Source organism: Pseudomonas sp. GP01-A4 (assembly GCF_058780865.1).
This window is the reverse complement of sequence record NZ_JBYSWF010000001.1, coordinates 334,329-350,790: the sequence shown is the minus strand read 5'-3', so window position 1 is coordinate 350,790 and position 16,462 is coordinate 334,329. Positions and strand designations below refer to the sequence as shown.

The following is a 16,462-nucleotide window of genomic DNA, read 5'->3' as shown; positions in this document are numbered from 1 at the left end:
TCGGCTTACGGTTCCTTGTTGATCTGATGAGGGTGACGCGGGTCGGCAACCTTGCCCGGCAAGCTACTTTCGCTGCGAATCTGCGCATGGCTGATCAGCGCAAAGATAAAGCTGCCGCCGATGATATTGCCCGCCAGCGTCGGCCCGGCGAACACCAGCCAGAAGTCTTTCCACGGCAGCTCGCCGGCAAATACCAGGTACGACACTTCCGCCGAGCCCACCACAATGTGGGTGAAGTCTCCCAGTGCCATCAGGTAGGTGATCAGGATGATGATCCAGATTTTGGCGCTTTCCATGGATGGGATCATCCACACCATGGTGGCGATCATCCAGCCCGACACGATGCCCTTGGCGAACATCTGGTAGGCGTCGTTTTCCATGACCTTGCGCCCGATTTCCAGGAAGGCCAGGTCGGTCTTGGTGTCAAAGATCGGCAAGTGCAGCATCACGTACGCCACCAGCAAAGTGCCGCACAGGTTGCCCACCAGCACCACGGCCCATAAACGCAGCAGGCGTGCGAAATTCTTCAGCGTGGGTTTGCTCATCACCGGCAACACCGCGGTCAGGGTGTTTTCGGTGAATAACTGCTGACGGGCGAGGATCACGGCAAGAAAGCCGGCGCAGTAACCAAAACTGGCGATCACCTTGAACTCTTCGCCATCCGGCAGGCGCGAGTTGAGCAAGCCCATGCCCATCAGTGACAGGCCCATGGTCAGGCCGGCGGCCAGCGCCGACCACCACAACGCGGCGACGTTGCGCTCCAGTTCCTGATCGCCTTGAGTGCGGATGATTTCATGCAGAACCGCCGCGCGAGGCGGTTGGTTCTTGTCGACGTCGTGCTGCTCTTCCTGCGACAGATTGGGGGTCTTGCCGTCTTCTTGCGTGGCCATGGTGATACCTGAACGGGGGGGCGATGTTCAGGTACGACCTATGGTTGATCAAGAGCGTTCACTGGCCCTGCGCAGGATTACTCGCCGAGGCCTTCCGACTGGAACTGATCCTTCACGTACTTGATCTCGGTACGGCCGTGTGGCGCTGGCAACCCGTCTTCACCCAGGTTCACGAAGACCATTTTTTCCACCGTCAGAATGCTCTTGCGGGTGATCTTGTTGCGCACTTCACAGGTCAGGGTGATGGAGGTGCGACCGAACTCGGTGGCGGTGATGCCCAGTTCGATGATGTCGCCCTGGCGCGAGGCGCTGACGAAGTTGATTTCGGAGATGTACTTGGTCACCACCCGCTGGTTGCCCAACTGGACAATCGCGTAGATGGCCGCTTCTTCGTCGATCCAGCGCAGCAGGCTGCCACCGAACAGGGTGCCGTTGGGGTTGAGGTCTTCGGGTTTTACCCATTTGCGAGTGTGGAAGTTCATGTTCACTCCAAAGCGTGTTGCGAAATGATGGGCAACATCATGGCAGAGGCCGGGCCCAAGCTCTATGAGCCATTGCCTATCAACCCCATGAGCGATCTTCATGCCGCCGACAGAAAGGCTTTAGAAGTCAGGCGCAGGCGGCTATAATCGCCTCCGCTTCAAAACGGTCATCTTCGATTGATACCGTTCTCCCGCCACCTGTCCGAGGGGCGCTGCAGCAGGCTCGACCTGTCAGGCTCGGATGGGGCGTTGTCCGGCCTGGTTAGCCAGCTGGATACTAAACGCACAACGGCGCCCATTCGCACACTACGAATGGAGGCTCTTCATGAGCGCTGTAATCACGCCTGCAGGTTTTACCGACTACAAAGTCGCCGACATGTCCCTCGCTGCCTGGGGCCGTCGCGAAACCTTTATCGCCGAATCCGAAATGCCAGCCCTGATGGGCCTGCGTCGCAAGTACGCCGCTGAGCAGCCGCTCAAGGGAGCGAAGATTCTCGGCTGCATCCACATGACCATTCAGACTGCCGTGCTGATCGAAACCCTGGTTGCCCTGGGTGCCGAAGTACGCTGGTCGTCCTGCAACATTTTCTCGACTCAAGACCAGGCCGCTGCCGCTATCGCTGCTGCCGGTATCGCCGTGTTCGCCTGGAAAGGCGAAACCGAAGAAGAGTACGAGTGGTGCCTGGAGCAAACCATCCTCAAGGATGGCAAGCCATGGGACGCCAACATGATCCTCGACGACGGCGGCGACCTGACCGAGCTGCTGCACAAGAAATACCCGCAGATCCTCGACCGCGTCCACGGCGTGACCGAAGAAACCACCACCGGCGTTCACCGCCTGCTGGACATGCTGGCCAAGGGCGAGCTGAAAATCCCGGCCATCAACGTCAACGACTCGGTGACCAAGAGCAAGAACGACAACAAGTACGGCTGCCGTCACAGCCTGAACGATGCGATCAAGCGCGGCACCGACCACCTGTTGTCCGGCAAGCAAGCGCTGGTGATCGGCTACGGTGACGTGGGCAAGGGTTCGTCCCAGTCCCTGCGTCAGGAAGGCATGATCGTTAAAGTCTCCGAAGTCGACCCGATCTGCGCCATGCAAGCCTGCATGGACGGTTTCGAAGTGGTTTCGCCGTTCATCAACGGCCAGAACGACGGCACCGAAGCCAGCATCGACAAGGCCCTGCTGGGCAAGATCGACCTGATCGTGACCACCACCGGCAACGTGAACGTGTGCGACTCGAACATGCTCAAGGCCCTGAAAAAGCGCGCCGTGGTGTGCAACATCGGTCACTTCGACAACGAAATCGACACCGCTTTCATGCGCAAGAACTGGGCATGGGAAGAAGTGAAGCCACAGGTACACAAGGTTCACCGTACCGGTGCTGGCGATTTCGACCCGCAGAACGATGACTACCTGATCCTGCTGGCCGAAGGCCGTCTGGTCAACCTGGGCAACGCCACTGGCCACCCAAGCCGCATCATGGATGGCTCGTTCGCCAACCAGGTACTGGCGCAGATCTTCCTGTTCGGCCAGAAATACGCCGACCTGTCGCCCGCCCAGAAAGCCGAGCGCCTGACCGTGGAAGTACTGCCGAAGAAACTCGACGAAGAAGTGGCCCTGGAAATGGTCCGCGGCTTCGGCGGCGTAGTGACTCAACTGACCAAGACCCAGGCCGACTACATCGGCGTGACGGTCGAAGGCCCGTTCAAGCCGCACGCTTACCGCTACTGATTTGCCTGCTGCCTGCTCCCCATGTGGGGGCAGGCTTTTGTGGGAGCGGGCTTGCTCGCGAAGGCGGTGTGTCAGTCGACTTATCTACTACTGACATACCGCCTTCGCGAGCAAGCCCGCTCCCACATTGACGGTGTGCACCTTCTGGCTTTATGAGTTTCCATAGGTATAACCATGTCCCAAGACCGTCGCTACAGCTTCGAGTTCTTCCCGACCAAGACCGATGCTGGGCATGAAAAACTGATGGCAACTGCCAAGCAGTTGGCCAGCTACCACCCCGATTTCTTCTCCTGCACCTACGGTGCCGGTGGCTCCACCCGCGATCGCACGATCAACACCGTGCTGCAGCTGGAAAGCCAAGTCAAAGTACCTGCAGCTCCGCATTTGTCCTGCGTGGGCGACAGCAAGGCCGACCTGCGCAGCCTGCTGACCCAATACAAGCAAGCCGGCATCAAGCGCATCGTCGCCCTGCGCGGTGACCTGCCGTCCGGGATGGGCATGGCCAGCGGCGAGCTGCGCTACGCCAATGACCTGGTGAGCTTCATTCGCGAAGAAACCGGCGATCACTTCCACATCGAAGTGGCCGCTTATCCGGAGATGCACCCCCAGGCGCGCAATTTCGAAGACGATCTGCAGAATTTCGTGCGCAAGGCCAACGCCGGCGCCAACAGCGCGATCACCCAGTACTTCTTCAACGCAGAGAGCTACTTCTACTTCGTTGAGCGTGTACAAGCGATGGGCGTGAACATCCCGATCGTGCCGGGCATCATGCCGATCACCAACTACAGCAAACTGGCGCGCTTCTCTGACGCCTGCGGCGCGGAAATCCCACGCTGGATTCGTAAACAACTGGAAGCCTACGGCGACGACGTCAAGAGCATCCAGGCGTTCGGCGAACAGGTCATCAGCGAAATGTGTGAACAATTGTTGCAAGGTGGCGCGCCAGGGTTGCACTTCTATACCCTGAACCAGGCTGAGCCAAGCCTCGCTGTCTGGAACAACCTGAAGCTGCCACGCTAAGGTCTGTTCCGAAATGCAAAGGCCCTCATAATGAGGGCCTTTGCCGTTCTAAACGCCCACGGAATTCTGCAGTCCATGAATACAACCGCCCCGACGTCCCGCCCGCAACTGGTCTACCTGGTGTTCGGCGCAGAGACTTACCATCAGGAAGCGGTATTCAGCATCGCCAGCGCCCTGTCGTTCCTGCGGGACGAGCCGGACACAGGCATCGACATCCAGGTCTTCACCGACAACCCCGAGCCCTACCGCCTGCTGCCGGTACGGGTACGCCCGCTGGACGAAGCCACGCGCAAACGCTGGAGCGAGCCTCACGGCTACCACTTTCGCACCAAGCACGTAGTGCTGCGGCAAGTGTTGCAAGAATCCGAAGTGGCGCTGCTGATCGACACCGATACGTTTTTCCATCATTCGCCCCTGGCGCTGTTTGAACGCGTGCAGCCGGGCACCCTGCTGTGCAACGCCTTCTACACCAAGTACGGCGACAACCACGAAAGCATTCTGTATAGCGCCCTGTACCAGCGCCTGCTGGACATGGGCGTGGCCGACGATGACATGATGACCCTCAATTCCGGGGTCATGGGCCTGACGCAGCAGGACGCGCACATCCTCGACCGCTCGATCGAGTTGATGGACGAACTGTTTCCCCATGCCCAGGGCGCCTACACCCTGGAAGAGTTCTGCCTGTCCATTGCCGCCTATCGCACCCTCAACGTGCGCGAATGCCCGGACCTGATCCACCACTACTGGAGCCGCAAGCAGCTGTTCCGGGCCAAGGTCAAGGCGTGGATCGCCAAGCATGGGGCAAACCCCACCAGCGCCACGGCCCTGGATGACACGCGCCAGGTTTCCGCCCACCTGCCCCGCCCGCCTCGTCTGCAACGCTTGATGTACAAGCTGATCACCCTGGCACTGCCCAAGCACCAGCAGCAGTTCATCCGGGAAATCCTCTACGGCTGCTACGAACATGAAAACGAGTTCGACCAGGCGTGTGGCCCGGTTTGGTGGGACAAGGCCCGACAAAACCAGGAAGAGCGCCAGGGTCGACCGGTGGATGCCCATCTGCTGGAGCACTGGTTTGGCAATCCCGTGGTGCGGCTGATTCTCGGCGAGCGGCGCGAGGCGATCTACGAACACCTGATCAAATCTCCGGGCAAGTAAACCTGGCGGGCGCCCGCAGATCACTGTGCCAGAGCTTCTCTTTAGCCCGATACAGTCGTAATCTCAGGGTATGCCTGTCACTTTCCGGTTATTGACTGCTGTTCTTTTCGCTTGCCTGAGCCTCGGTGCCCATGGCGAGAAACTGCGCATTGTCACCGAGCCCTGGGCGCCTTACGTCTACGACGACAACGGCACCATGCGCGGGCTCGACTACGAGACCACGGTGATCGTGTTCCAGCGCCTGGGCATCGATGTGGATTGGCAATTCCTGCCTTGGAAGCGCTGCCTGGCGATGCTCGACCAGGGCCAGGCCGACGGCGCACTGGATATTTTCCATAGCCATGAACGCGACGCGGTGCTGCTGTACCCCAGCGAGCCGCTGTCCGAGGTGGAGTTCGTGCTGTTCTACGCCAATCAGCGCCCACACCCGTTCCAGACCTTCGACGACCTGCGCGGCCTGACCATCGGCACCTCGCCAGGCTACCTCTATGGCGCCGAATTCAGCGAGTCCACCCTGTTCAAGCAGGAGCCGGCCGCCAGCCATGAGGCCAACTTCGGCAAACTGGCCCTTGGCCGGATCGACCTGGTGATCACGGACCGTCGGGTTGGCCAGCATGTACTCAAGGCCCTTGGACTTGAGGACCAGGTCACCCAGGCACCCCAGGTAGTCAGCAGCCAGCCACAGTTCCTGGCCGTGCGCCGCGGTGCCGGCATGGATTTGCTGGTGCAACGCTTCGCCGCCGAACTCAAACGCTTCAAGCAAGAGCCTGCCTACGCGGCCTTGAGCGCCAAATATGCCGGCAGCAGCCCGCAAACCAGCGCATCAGCCCTGCCCGTACGCACCGTTGAGCAGCAGGAAAGCGGCGCAGAGTGATTGCTCTGTTATACTCCGGCCTTTCCGCCAGGCTTACGCCCGGACGCTTCGGTCTTGCAAAAGGCACCCGACCCCGCTACAGCGCAGCTTTCAAGCCCGCGCGAGCCGTCTGAGTGCCCGCCAGCCCCAGCAGGACCGGACGGGATTGCGTTCATCTAAACGCCATTCACGCCAGGCAAGACTATCCCTCTGGGCCAAGCCCTAACTAAAACAGGATTACTCATGTCCTTTGCTTCCCTCGGTCTCTCCGAGGCTTTAGTCCGCGCCATCGAGGCAGCGGGCTATACCGAGCCTACTCCGGTGCAACAGCGGGCCATTCCCGCCGTGTTGCAAGGCCGCGACCTGATGGTTGCGGCTCAGACAGGTACTGGTAAAACCGGCGGCTTCGCCCTTCCGATCCTGGAGCGGTTGTTTCCCAACGGTCACCCGGACAAATCCCAGCGTCATGGCCCGCGCCAACCGCGCGTACTGGTCCTGACCCCTACCCGCGAACTCGCCGCACAAGTGCATGACAGCTTCAAGCTGTATGCCCGCGACTTGAAGTTCGTCAGCGCCTGCATCTTCGGCGGCGTCGGCATGAACCCACAGGTTCAGGCCATGTCCCGCGGTGTCGACGTACTGGTTGCGTGCCCGGGTCGTTTGCTCGACCTGTGCGGCCAAGGCAGCGTCGATTTGTCCCACGTGGAAATCCTCGTGCTGGACGAAGCCGACCGCATGCTCGACATGGGCTTTGTCCATGACGTGAAAAAGGTCCTCGCGCGCCTGCCGGCCAAACGCCAGAACCTGCTGTTCTCGGCCACGTTCTCCAACGACATCACCGCGTTGGCGGGCAAGTTGTTGCACAACCCCGAGCGCATTGAAGTCACGCCGCCGAACACCACGGTCGAGCGTATCGAGCAGCGCGTATTCCGCCTGCCGGCCGCCCACAAGCGTTCGCTGCTGGCCCACCTGATCACCGCCGGCGCGTGGGAACAGGTGCTGGTGTTCACCCGCACCAAGCACGGCGCCAACCGCCTGGCCGAGTACCTGGACAAGCACGGCCTCACCGCCGTCGCGATCCACGGCAACAAGAGCCAGAATGCCCGCACCAAAGCCCTGGCCGACTTCAAGGCCGGTGAAGTGCGCATCCTGGTCGCCACCGACATCGCCGCTCGCGGCCTGGACATCGACCAACTGCCCCACGTGGTCAACTTCGAGCTGCCAAACGTCGACGAAGACTACGTGCACCGTATCGGCCGTACTGGCCGGGCCGGTCGTTCGGGCGAGGCCATTTCCCTGGTCGCACCGGACGAAGAAAAGCTGCTGAAAAGCATCGAGCGCATGACCAAGCAGAAAATCGCCGACGGCGACCTGATGGGCTTCGACTCCAGCGCCGTTGAGGCCGAGAAGCCTGAAGTGCGCGAGCGTCCGGACGTGCGCAACCCGCGTAACAACCCACGCGGTCCGAAGGGCGATGGCCCGAACGGCGGCGGCGGTGGTGGCGGTCGTAAAGACAAGGGCAAGGACAAGGGCGGCAAGGACAAGGCTGCGACCAATGGCCGTGGCGAACGCCCGGCCCGTGAGCAAAAGCCCCGTGAAGGCACCCCGGCCCGCGAACAGCGCCAGCCGAGCCAGCCGCCACGTGCTGCTGCCGACCGTGCTCCGGACGAGTTCCTGGACGACGATGTTGACAACTTCGGTAACCGCGTTGACTACGTGCCCCAGGCCAAGCCGGCCCAGGGCCGTGGTCGTCGTCCGGGCGCTCCGGCCCAGGGCGCAGGCGCCGGTACTCCGCGTACCGGCGGCCAGCCACAAGGTCGCCAGAACGGTCCGCGCAGCAGCAACGGCGCCACCACCGGCACCCCGCCTGCCAAGCGCAGCGGCCCGCGCAACGGTGCACCGCGTGACGGCCAGGCCCGTCGCGAAGAGTCGCGCAACCGTCGCCCGGCGCGTGATGATCAACCTCGCCTGTCGGAGCCAGCGGTGCAAAACCCGCGCGGCGGCCCGGCACCGAAGATCATCCACAAAGAGTCGAAAAGCGATCGCACGCTGACACCTGAGCAGTTGGATCAACTGCCGGGCCGTCCACGTGGTGAAAAACCGGCGTTGCTGACCCGCAACCGCTGAGTTTTCAAAGCGCCATAAAAAATGCCCCGGATCGCGAGATCCGGGGCATTTTTGTGTGGCCGGCGAAAATTACTTCGCTTTCACACCTTCAAACGTCACGTACAGCTCAACGTTGTTGGACGCTGGGCCCAGGTCCATCTGCTTGCCGAAGTCCTGGCGATTGAAGGAGGTAGTACCTTCAAAGCCGGCACGGTAGCCGCCCCATGGATCCTTGCCTTCACCCAGGAAGGTCGCCTTGACGACGATCGGCTTGGTCACGCCGTGAAAGGTCAGGTCGCCGGTCACGTCAGCAGTGACTTGGCCAGCGGCATTCTTGCCAGTGGTCTTGACGCTGGTGGAGACGAACTTGGCATCGGCAAACTTGCCAACGTCCAGGAAGTCTTTGCTGGCGATGTGCTTGTCACGTTCGGCGTGGTTGGTGAACACGCTGGCGGTGCGGACGTTGAACTCAATCTTGCTGTCTTCAGGCTTGGCAGCATCGAAGCTGAACTTGCCGTCCAGGTCCTTGAAGGTACCGGTGATGAAGCTGTAGCCCAAGTGGCTGATCTTGAAGTCAACGAAGGCGTGCTGGCCTTCCTTGTCGACAACGTAGTCAGCTGCCATCGCCTGACCGGCAGTCAGCAGGGCAGAACCGATGGCCAGAGCGGCGAGAGTCTTTTTCAACATGCTTTCTATTCCTTGTGAGTCGAGGTTGAACATCAGGCTTTGCGCCCCAGCATACGAACCAGGGTCACATCACGATCAATGAAATGGTGTTTCAGCGCGGCCACGCCATGCAGGCCGGCGAACACCACCAATACCCAGGCCAGGTACAAATGCACCACGCCTGCAGTGTCTGCCTGGTCCGGTAGCCCGGAAACCAGCGCAGGAATCTCAAACAAGCCAAACACCGGGATCCCGACACCGTCTGCGGTGGAAATCAGGTAACCGGCAATCATCACGGCAAACAGCCCGAGATACAGGAACGCGTGGCCAAACGCAGCCCCCAGACGCGTCATGCGGCTATAGCTGGCAAGCGGTGGCGGCGGCGGGCTGACCAGGCGCCAGACGATCCGCACGAGCATGATGGCGAACAGCGTAATGCCGATGCTCTTGTGCAGGTCCGGGGCGTCTTTGCGCCAGGCACTGTAGTAGTCGAGACCGACCATCCACAGGCCCAATGCGAACAGACCGAACACCACCAGGGCCACGCCCCAGTGCAAAACGATGCTGACCCAGCCATAGCGGGCCGGTGAATTACGTAGTTGCATGTCCCAAATCCCGTAAGAGCTGTGGCAAGACTATCGATTTACCTATCGAATTAAAGCGGAAAATTTCGCTTTGAAATATCGAGAAATACGATCAAGAGCGTATGCAGAGTAAGTTAACAAGAGATTAAGGACTATCCAGAAGAAACGTGACGGACTGTCCTGCGTTTACCACCAATTTACGCTTCAGACTCGCAATGGGTTGTGACACAGGCCGGCATTGCATAGGCTTGCGCGATTGTTTCGCCCGCGCACGTCGCGAGCCGCTTCGAGGAGAATGAACATGGGTTTGAATAACCAGTGGATGCAACGCGACCTTGCGGTGCTGTGGCATCCCTGCACCCAGATGAAAGACCACCAGCAACTGCCGCTGATCCCGATCAAGCGCGGTGAAGGCATCTGGCTGGAAGACTTCGAAGGCAAACGCTACCTCGACGCCGTCAGTTCCTGGTGGGTCAACGTGTTTGGCCACGCCAACCCGCGCATCAACCAGCGCATCAAGGACCAGGTCGACCAGCTGGAACACGTGATCCTCGCCGGTTTCAGTCACCAGCCGGTAATCGAGCTATCCGAGCGCCTGGTGAAGATGACCCCCGAAGGCCTGACCCGCTGCTTCTACGCCGACAACGGCTCGTCGTGCATCGAAGTCGCGCTGAAGATGAGCTTTCACTATTGGCTCAACCGCGGCCTGCCGAACAAGAAGCGCTTTGTCACCCTGACCAACAGCTACCACGGCGAAACCATCGCCGCGATGTCGGTTGGCGATGTGCCGCTGTTCACCGAGACCTATAAAGCCCTGCTGCTGGACACCATCAAGGTGCCGAGCCCCGACTGCTACCTGCGCCCCGACGGCATGAGCTGGGAAGAACATTCCCGGAACATGTTCCTGGCCATGGAGCAGACCCTGGCCGAAAACCACGACACCGTGGCCGCCGTGATCGTCGAGCCGCTGATCCAGGGCGCCGGCGGCATGCGCATGTACCACCCGGTGTACCTCAAGCTGCTGCGCGAAGCCTGCGACCGTTATGGCGTGCACCTGATCCACGACGAAATCGCCGTGGGCTTTGGCCGCACCGGTACGATGTTCGCCTGTGAACAGGCCGGCATCCGCCCGGACTTCCTGTGCCTGTCCAAGGCCCTGACCGGCGGCTACCTGCCGCTCGCCGCGGTGGTCACCACCGACGATGTGTACGACGCCTTCTACGACGACTACCCGACCCTGCGCGCCTTCCTGCACTCCCACAGCTACACCGGCAACCCGCTGGCCTGTGCGGCGGCCTTGGCGACCCTGGATATCTTCGAAGAAGACAACGTCATCGAAAACAACAAGGCCCTGGCCCAGCGCATGGCCACCGCCACCGCGCACCTGGTGGACCATCCGCACGTCTCGGAAGTGCGCCAGACCGGCATGGTGCTGGCCATCGAGATGGTGCAGGACAAGGCCACCAAGACCGCCTACCCGTGGCAGGAACGCCGTGGCCTGAAGGTGTTCGAGCATGCGCTGGAGCGTGGCGCGCTGCTGCGGCCGTTGGGCAGCGTGGTGTACTTCCTGCCGCCGTATGTGATCACCCCGGAGCAGATCGACTTCCTGGCTGAAGTGGCCAGCGAAGGGATCGACATTGCCACCAACAGCAAGGTCAGCGTGGCGGTGCCCAAGGATTTCCACCCGGGGTTTCGTGATCCGGGCTGATTGAGTTGATCGTTCCCACGCTCCGCGTGGGAATGCAGCCATGGACGCTCCGCGTCCGCCCTGCACACTATTTCCAGAGAACAGAAATGAGACTGTCCCGCTTTTTTGTCGACGCCCCCCTGAGCCTTGGCGACCACGAGTTGCCGGAAGCCCAGGCGCACTACATCAGCCGCGTATTGCGCATGAGCGAAGGCGACCCCGTGCAGTTGTTCGACGGTTCCGGCCAGGAGTTTCGCGCCAGCTTGCTGGAAGTCGGCAAAAAACGCGTGGTGGTGCAAGTCACCGAAACCTTCGCCGGGCAGGTCGAGTCGCCGTTGCAGATTCACCTCGGCCAGGGCCTGTCCCGTGGCGAGCGGATGGACTGGGCGATCCAGAAAGCCACCGAGCTTGGGGTGAATGAAATCACCCCGATCTTCAGCGACCGCTGCGAAGTGCGCCTCAAGGACGAACGCGCCGACAAACGCCTGCAGCACTGGCGCCAGGTGGCGATCAGCGCGTGCGAGCAGTGCGGTCGCTCGCGAGTGCCGGTGATTCACCCACCGCTGTTGCTGGCGGATTGGTTGAAACAGGCCGAAGCGGATTTGAAGCTGGTGCTGCACCCGGTGGCCGAGCCCCTGGTGAGCCACGCCAAGCCTGGGAGCCTGGCCTTCCTGATCGGGCCGGAGGGTGGATTGACTGATGGGGAAGTCGAGACGGCACAAGGTGCGGGTTTTCATGCCGCACGGCTGGGCCCACGGGTGCTGCGTACCGAAACTGCGCCAGTCGTGGCGCTGGCGGTGGCTCAACAACTCTGGGGCGACTTCTAAACCCGTTTTGCAAACCCAATCAAATGTGGGAGCGGGCTTGCTCGCGAATGCGGTGGATCAGTCACACATGTATTGACTGGCACTCCGCTTTCGCGAGCAAGCCCGCTCCCACATTTGGATCGGGTTTGCACTCCGTTACTCCACCGGGTCACTCACAGGCGTCGCAATAATCGCCTTCAACTCACTGGTCATCGGGAATTCCAGGTTCAAGCCCTTGGGCGGGATCGGCTGCTCAAACCAGCGCTGGTAAATGCCGTTGATCTCCCCCGAGCTGTACAGCCCGGCCAGGGTCTCATTGACCACCGCGAGAAACTGCGGGTCGTCCTTGCGCACCATACAGCTGTAGATTTCCCGCGACTGTTCTTCCCCAACCACCACCCACTTGTGCGGGTCCCTGGCCTTGGCGCGCTCCCCGTAGAGCAACGCGTCATCCATGTAAAACGCCGCCGCCCGGCCGGATTGCAGCATCTGGAAGGCTTCGCCGTGGTCCTTGGCGCTGATCACCGACATGTTCAGTTTGTGATCGACGTTGTAGCTCTTGAGGAACCGCTCGTTGGTGGTACCGGCGGTGGTTACCACGTTCTTGCCTTGCAGGTCGGCGAAGCTTTTGATGCCGCTGTCGTTGGCCGTCAGCAACTGGCCCTTCACGTAGATAAACCCGTAGGAAAACGCTACCTGCTTCTGCCGCTCGGCGGTCACGCCGGTGGAACCGCATTCCAGGTCCACGGTGCCGTTTTGCACCAGGGCTATGCGGGTCTGGGAAGTCACCAGGTTGTACTTCACGTTGAGCTTCGGCACACCGGTTTTCTGCTGGATACGCTCGACGATCTTGTTCGCCAGCTCCACCGAATAGCCCATGGGCTTGCCGCTGTGATCCCCCACATAGGAAAACGGCACCGAGGCATCGCGATAGCCGAGGGTGATGCTCCTGGCGTTGGCGATCTTGCTCAGCGTGCCGTCCAAGGGGGCTTCGGTTGCCTGGGTCTGTGCACTCAATATCAGGGCCAGGAAGAGTATGGGGCTGCTGCGCAGCCCGACGGGGGACGAGCCCCCTCGCCACAGTTTTTGCATTGTTATTCTCCGTTTTTGTTTTAGTTATGGACGGCGCACGGCAATGACGCTGATTTCGACCAGCACGTCCGGTCGCGCCAACTGCGCCTGCAACGTGGTACGCGTCGGTGCCTGCCCCGGCGATAGCCAGGCGGACCAGACTTCATTCATCGGCGCAAAACCCTCCTGGATATTGTTCAGGTAGATGGTCGCATTCAGCAGATGATCCTTGTCGCTGCCGGCCTCGGCCAGCAGTGCATCAATCCTGGCCAGCACCTCTTCGGTCTGGGTCTTCACATCGCGGCCTTCGCCCGGCACCTGGCCGGACAAAAACACCAGGTCCTGAAACACCACGGCGCCAGACAAGCGGCTGTTGCTGTTGATTCGGGTGATGGTCATCGAAATATCCTCAAGCGGCTCGGGGCGCGAAGCCCTGCATATCAATGGAAGTGGTGTGCCGGCCAATCAACTCGGCCAGTACCTGGCCGCTGCCGCAAGCCAGGGTAAACCCGAGGGCGCCGTGGCCGAGGTTAAGCCACAGGTTGCTGTAGGCGCTGGCACCAATCAACGGCACGCCGGTAGGCGTGGCCGGGCGCATACCGGCCCATTCGACCGCGTGCTGGTAGTCACCGGCCAGCGGGAACGTCTCAAGTGCCTGGCGTTTAATCAGCGCCAGGCGCTTGGGTTCCAGGCGGGTGTCGAAGCCGACAATATCCACCATCGCCGCCACCCGCAGTTGCTCACCGATGCGCGCGTAGACGATCTTGCGGTCGTAATCGGTGATGCTGATGTTCGGCGCCTGATGCTGCGCGCCAATCGGCACGCTCAGGCTGTAGCCCTTGAGGGGATACAGCGGCAGTGACATACCCGGCAAGGCCAGCTCGGGGCTGCGGTGCCCGGCGGCCAGCACCAGGTGCTGCACCGGCAAGACTTCACTGCCCATTTCGATAGCCTGCACGGCGCCTGCGCTGTGACGAATCGCCGTCACCTTGCGCCCCAACAGGAACGTGCAACGCCCCGACGCTTCAAGGCGCGCCGCCAGTTGCTGGCAGAACCCATGGCAGTCGCCGACCTCTTCATTGGGCGTATAGATGCCGCCGGCAAAACTGGCGCTGTCCAGGGTCGGTTCCAGCCGTGCGCAGTCCGCCGCCGAGAGCACTTGCTGTTGCAGCGGGTCGGTCACTTTATTCAAGGCGCGCTCATAGCTGTCGAGGCTGCGAAAGGTCACCAGCTTGCCGTTGCGCCGCCAGTGGAAACCGCCCAGTTGGTCTTCTTCACGCCAGCGTTGCAGGGTGACCTGGCTCAAGGACGCCAGGCGCAGCAGGTGGGCCGCATTGCGCTGGTTCACCGAGCCACGGCAGGCGCCCAGGAACGAGGCCATCCAGCGCCACTGCGCCGGGTCCATACGCGGGCGCAGCTTCAGCGGCGAGTCACCGCGCAGCATCCAGCCGATGGCTTGCAACGGTACGCCCTTGTCGGCCAACGGCGCGACATAGCGGTAGGACAGTTGCCCGCCGTTGGCGAAGCTGGTCTCGCTGCCCAGGGTTTCCCGAGCTTCGACCACCGTCACCTGCATGCCGGCACGCACCAGCGCGTAGGCACTCGCCAGGCCGATAACCCCGCCACCGATGATGCAAACCTGCTGAGCCATGTGCGTCCCTTAACCGTGCGATGTCAGGCTTGAAGGTTAGAGGCAGGTGACAGCGGCGGGACAATGAATAAAGATGGGTCACCCATAAACAAAGGTTATGGACTGCCCATGCGCTTGCGTCATATCGAAATCTTCCAGGCCATCCGCCAGACCGGTTCCATCAGCGCCGCCGCCCAGTTGCTGCATGTCTCGCAGCCGGCGGTGAGCAAGGTGCTGCAGCACGCCGAGTTGCAGTTGGGGTTCCCGCTGTTCCTGCGTATACGCGGCAAGCTGCAGCCAACCCCGGAAGCGCTGGCGCTGGAGCGCGAAGTCGACAAGGTGACCGAAAGCCTGCAAGGCGTGCGGCGCCTGGCGCAGAACCTGCGCCGCGAGCCGGGCCAGAGCCTGCGTATCGGCGCCACACCCGCGCTGGCCTTGTCGTTGCTGCCGCCGGCCATCCGCGAATGGACCCAACGCTACCCGGACATCGCCTGCGAGCTGTCCAGCGCCCACAGCCGCGAGCTGGTGCAAAACCTGTTGATGCGTGAGGTCGACGTGGCGCTGACCCTGCAACCGCCCGATCACCCAGGGCTGAACGCCCAGCCGTTGGCCCACGGCGTGCTGGTGGCGCTGGCGCCGCAGGGTTACTGGAAGGAAAACGAGCTAGGCAAACCGTTGCCGCTGATGGCCCTGGCGGGCACGCCGTTGATTGGCCTGTCCAGCGCCGACCCGTTGTCGGCGAAGCTGGACAGCTACCTGGAAGCGGTCGATCCACCGCCACGGGTCAGCATCGCAGTGCAGACCTATTCCCTGGCCAGGGCCATGGTCGAATCCGGCGCCGGGCTGGCGGTGATTGATCCGTTCACCGCCCTCGGCGCATCACCGGCCACTACTTGCATTCGCCCCCTTGCGCCGCCGCTGCCAATCACCTTGTACGCCCTGACCCGCGCCGACGAACCGCCGCCGCATATGCTGGCGAGCCTGTTGGAGATCTTCGGCAGCCGGGCCCAGGAGCAATTGGACCGGCTATAACACGTACCCCATGATCGCCACGAAATGCAGCAGGCTGCCGCCAATCACGAACAAATGCCAGATCCCGTGGGAGTGCCGCAAGCGGTCCTCCAGGGCAAAGAAAATAATGCCCACGGTATACAGCACCCCGCCCGACGCCAGCCAGGCAAACCCGGTAGGCCCCAGCGCAGCAATCAGCGGCTTGACCGCCACCAGCACAATCCAGCCCATCACCGCATAGATCACGATCGACAAAATCCGCGCCTCGGAGCGTGGCTTGATCTCCTGCAGGATGCCGATCACCGCCAGCCCCCACACAATCCCGAACAGCGTCCAGCCCCACGGCCCGCGCAGCGTCACCAGGCAAAACGGCGTGTAGCTGCCGGCAATCAGCAGGTAGATCGAAAAGTGATCGACCTTCTGCATGATCGCTTTCTTGCGCCCGCGCACGCTGTGGTAAACGGTGGACGCGCTGTACAACACCAGCAATGTGAAACCGTAAATGGCCACGCTGACAATCTTCCAGGGGTTGCCGTCCATACTGGCCACCACCAACATCCATACCGCACCCACAAAAGCCGCAACCGCCCCGAGCAAGTGGCTCCAGGCGTTGAATCGTTCCCCGTGATACATGTGTCACTCACCTCGAATAACGGTTATCACCTCGACCATTCTGACGTCACCCACCCAATATCAGGTAACAACCTTTCTTCATTTGCCCAAATACACATGCCGATGGATGATTCGCTTCATCCTGTAGGAG

At 61.4% G+C, this 16,462-nt stretch carries 16 protein-coding genes and 1 riboswitch; of the genes, 8 read left to right on the top strand and 8 right to left on the bottom strand.

Annotated features, from left to right (window positions below):
- Positions 1-5 precede the first annotated feature (5 nt).
- Entirely contained in the window at positions 6-890 is an 885-nt protein-coding gene (locus AC3WKX_RS01675; protein ID WP_003216853.1) for a formate/nitrite transporter family protein, read from the bottom strand.
- 77 nt (positions 891-967) lie between these two features.
- Complete coding sequence (locus AC3WKX_RS01670; RefSeq protein WP_003216852.1) at positions 968-1,372, bottom strand: acyl-CoA thioesterase; 405 nt, start codon at positions 1,370-1,372, stop codon at positions 968-970.
- Between the two features lie 198 nt (positions 1,373-1,570).
- A riboswitch (S-adenosyl-L-homocysteine riboswitch) is annotated at positions 1,571-1,676 on the top strand.
- Positions 1,677-1,697: 21 nt separating this feature from the next.
- On the opposite strand from AC3WKX_RS01670, the gene ahcY reads away from it, so the two are divergent.
- From ahcY to rhlE2, 5 genes are all read left to right on the top strand, one after another.
- Complete coding sequence (gene ahcY / locus AC3WKX_RS01665) at positions 1,698-3,107, top strand: adenosylhomocysteinase (protein WP_003216850.1); 1,410 nt, start codon at positions 1,698-1,700, stop codon at positions 3,105-3,107.
- A gap of 174 nt (positions 3,108-3,281) precedes the next feature.
- Positions 3,282-4,127 carry a methylenetetrahydrofolate reductase [NAD(P)H] gene (gene metF / locus AC3WKX_RS01660; protein ID WP_008434100.1) on the top strand — a complete coding sequence of 282 codons (846 nt, stop codon included), beginning with the start codon at positions 3,282-3,284 and terminating at the stop codon, positions 4,125-4,127.
- Positions 4,128-4,202: 75 nt separating this feature from the next.
- Entirely contained in the window at positions 4,203-5,285 is a 1,083-nt protein-coding gene (locus tag AC3WKX_RS01655; RefSeq protein WP_102604135.1) for a hypothetical protein, read from the top strand.
- Positions 5,286-5,355: 70 nt separating this feature from the next.
- Entirely contained in the window at positions 5,356-6,159 is an 804-nt protein-coding gene (locus AC3WKX_RS01650) for a substrate-binding periplasmic protein (RefSeq protein ID WP_087693230.1), read from the top strand.
- Between the two features lie 222 nt (positions 6,160-6,381).
- Positions 6,382-8,265 (top strand): RNA helicase RhlE2, encoded by a 1,884-nt coding sequence (gene rhlE2, locus AC3WKX_RS01645; protein ID WP_003216846.1) that lies wholly within the window; start codon positions 6,382-6,384, stop codon positions 8,263-8,265.
- 69 nt (positions 8,266-8,334) lie between these two features.
- Here rhlE2 and AC3WKX_RS01640 read toward each other — a convergent pair whose 3' ends face one another.
- Both AC3WKX_RS01640 and AC3WKX_RS01635 read right to left on the bottom strand, forming a co-directional pair.
- Positions 8,335-8,931 (bottom strand): YceI family protein, encoded by a 597-nt coding sequence (locus tag AC3WKX_RS01640; RefSeq protein WP_003216844.1) that lies wholly within the window; start codon positions 8,929-8,931, stop codon positions 8,335-8,337.
- A 32-nt stretch (positions 8,932-8,963) separates the two neighbouring features.
- A complete protein-coding gene (locus AC3WKX_RS01635; RefSeq protein WP_003216842.1) occupies positions 8,964-9,515 on the bottom strand; it encodes a cytochrome b in 552 nt (183 codons plus the stop codon).
- 280 nt (positions 9,516-9,795) lie between these two features.
- On the opposite strand from AC3WKX_RS01635, the gene AC3WKX_RS01630 reads away from it, so the two are divergent.
- Entirely contained in the window at positions 9,796-11,202 is a 1,407-nt protein-coding gene (locus tag AC3WKX_RS01630) for an adenosylmethionine--8-amino-7-oxononanoate transaminase (protein ID WP_003216840.1), read from the top strand.
- Positions 11,203-11,288: 86 nt separating this feature from the next.
- On the top strand, positions 11,289-12,008 hold the full coding sequence (locus AC3WKX_RS01625; RefSeq protein ID WP_087693231.1) for a 16S rRNA (uracil(1498)-N(3))-methyltransferase: 720 nt from the start codon (positions 11,289-11,291) through the stop codon (positions 12,006-12,008).
- A gap of 135 nt (positions 12,009-12,143) precedes the next feature.
- On the opposite strand, the gene AC3WKX_RS01620 is transcribed toward AC3WKX_RS01625, so the two are convergent.
- Genes AC3WKX_RS01620 through AC3WKX_RS01610 form a run of 3 tightly spaced genes read right to left on the bottom strand, consistent with a single transcriptional unit; the run spans position 12,144 to position 14,709 of the window.
- The gene (locus AC3WKX_RS01620) at positions 12,144-13,079 is read right to left on the bottom strand and encodes a transporter substrate-binding domain-containing protein (RefSeq protein ID WP_008434107.1); all 936 of its coding nucleotides are present in this window, start codon (positions 13,077-13,079) and stop codon (positions 12,144-12,146) included.
- A 24-nt stretch (positions 13,080-13,103) separates the two neighbouring features.
- The gene (locus AC3WKX_RS01615; RefSeq protein ID WP_102604134.1) at positions 13,104-13,457 is read right to left on the bottom strand and encodes a RidA family protein; all 354 of its coding nucleotides are present in this window, start codon (positions 13,455-13,457) and stop codon (positions 13,104-13,106) included.
- A 10-nt stretch (positions 13,458-13,467) separates the two neighbouring features.
- The gene (locus tag AC3WKX_RS01610; RefSeq protein WP_102604133.1) at positions 13,468-14,709 is read right to left on the bottom strand and encodes a D-amino acid dehydrogenase; all 1,242 of its coding nucleotides are present in this window, start codon (positions 14,707-14,709) and stop codon (positions 13,468-13,470) included.
- A gap of 108 nt (positions 14,710-14,817) precedes the next feature.
- Between AC3WKX_RS01610 and AC3WKX_RS01605 the strand changes: the two genes are divergently transcribed.
- On the top strand, positions 14,818-15,720 hold the full coding sequence (locus AC3WKX_RS01605) for a LysR family transcriptional regulator (RefSeq protein WP_102604132.1): 903 nt from the start codon (positions 14,818-14,820) through the stop codon (positions 15,718-15,720).
- Here AC3WKX_RS01605 and trhA read toward each other — a convergent pair.
- Entirely contained in the window at positions 15,715-16,332 is a 618-nt protein-coding gene (gene trhA, locus AC3WKX_RS01600) for a PAQR family membrane homeostasis protein TrhA (protein WP_003216828.1), read from the bottom strand. The genes AC3WKX_RS01605 and trhA overlap by 6 nt on opposite strands.
- Between the last annotated feature and the right edge of the window lie 130 nt (positions 16,333-16,462).

What these genes read in the sequence shown, in the direction of transcription:
- ahcY (WP_003216850.1), top strand. Translation starts at nt 1,698, where the DNA reads ATGAGCGCTGTAATCACGCCTGCAGGTTTTACCGACTACAAAGTCGCC.
- AC3WKX_RS01615 (WP_102604134.1), bottom strand. Translation starts at nt 13,457, where the DNA reads ATGACCATCACCCGAATCAACAGCAACAGCCGCTTGTCTGGCGCCGTG.
- trhA (WP_003216828.1), bottom strand. Translation starts at nt 16,332, where the DNA reads ATGTATCACGGGGAACGATTCAACGCCTGGAGCCACTTGCTCGGGGCG.
- AC3WKX_RS01610 (WP_102604133.1), bottom strand. Translation starts at nt 14,709, where the DNA reads ATGGCTCAGCAGGTTTGCATCATCGGTGGCGGGGTTATCGGCCTGGCG.
- metF (WP_008434100.1), top strand. Translation starts at nt 3,282, where the DNA reads ATGTCCCAAGACCGTCGCTACAGCTTCGAGTTCTTCCCGACCAAGACC.
- AC3WKX_RS01625 (WP_087693231.1), top strand. Translation starts at nt 11,289, where the DNA reads ATGAGACTGTCCCGCTTTTTTGTCGACGCCCCCCTGAGCCTTGGCGAC.
- rhlE2 (WP_003216846.1), top strand. Translation starts at nt 6,382, where the DNA reads ATGTCCTTTGCTTCCCTCGGTCTCTCCGAGGCTTTAGTCCGCGCCATC.
- AC3WKX_RS01635 (WP_003216842.1), bottom strand. Translation starts at nt 9,515, where the DNA reads ATGCAACTACGTAATTCACCGGCCCGCTATGGCTGGGTCAGCATCGTT.
- AC3WKX_RS01605 (WP_102604132.1), top strand. Translation starts at nt 14,818, where the DNA reads ATGCGCTTGCGTCATATCGAAATCTTCCAGGCCATCCGCCAGACCGGT.
- AC3WKX_RS01650 (WP_087693230.1), top strand. Translation starts at nt 5,356, where the DNA reads ATGCCTGTCACTTTCCGGTTATTGACTGCTGTTCTTTTCGCTTGCCTG.
- AC3WKX_RS01675 (WP_003216853.1), bottom strand. Translation starts at nt 890, where the DNA reads ATGGCCACGCAAGAAGACGGCAAGACCCCCAATCTGTCGCAGGAAGAG.
- AC3WKX_RS01630 (WP_003216840.1), top strand. Translation starts at nt 9,796, where the DNA reads ATGGGTTTGAATAACCAGTGGATGCAACGCGACCTTGCGGTGCTGTGG.
- AC3WKX_RS01655 (WP_102604135.1), top strand. Translation starts at nt 4,203, where the DNA reads ATGAATACAACCGCCCCGACGTCCCGCCCGCAACTGGTCTACCTGGTG.
- AC3WKX_RS01620 (WP_008434107.1), bottom strand. Translation starts at nt 13,079, where the DNA reads ATGCAAAAACTGTGGCGAGGGGGCTCGTCCCCCGTCGGGCTGCGCAGC.
- AC3WKX_RS01640 (WP_003216844.1), bottom strand. Translation starts at nt 8,931, where the DNA reads ATGTTGAAAAAGACTCTCGCCGCTCTGGCCATCGGTTCTGCCCTGCTG.
- AC3WKX_RS01670 (WP_003216852.1), bottom strand. Translation starts at nt 1,372, where the DNA reads ATGAACTTCCACACTCGCAAATGGGTAAAACCCGAAGACCTCAACCCC.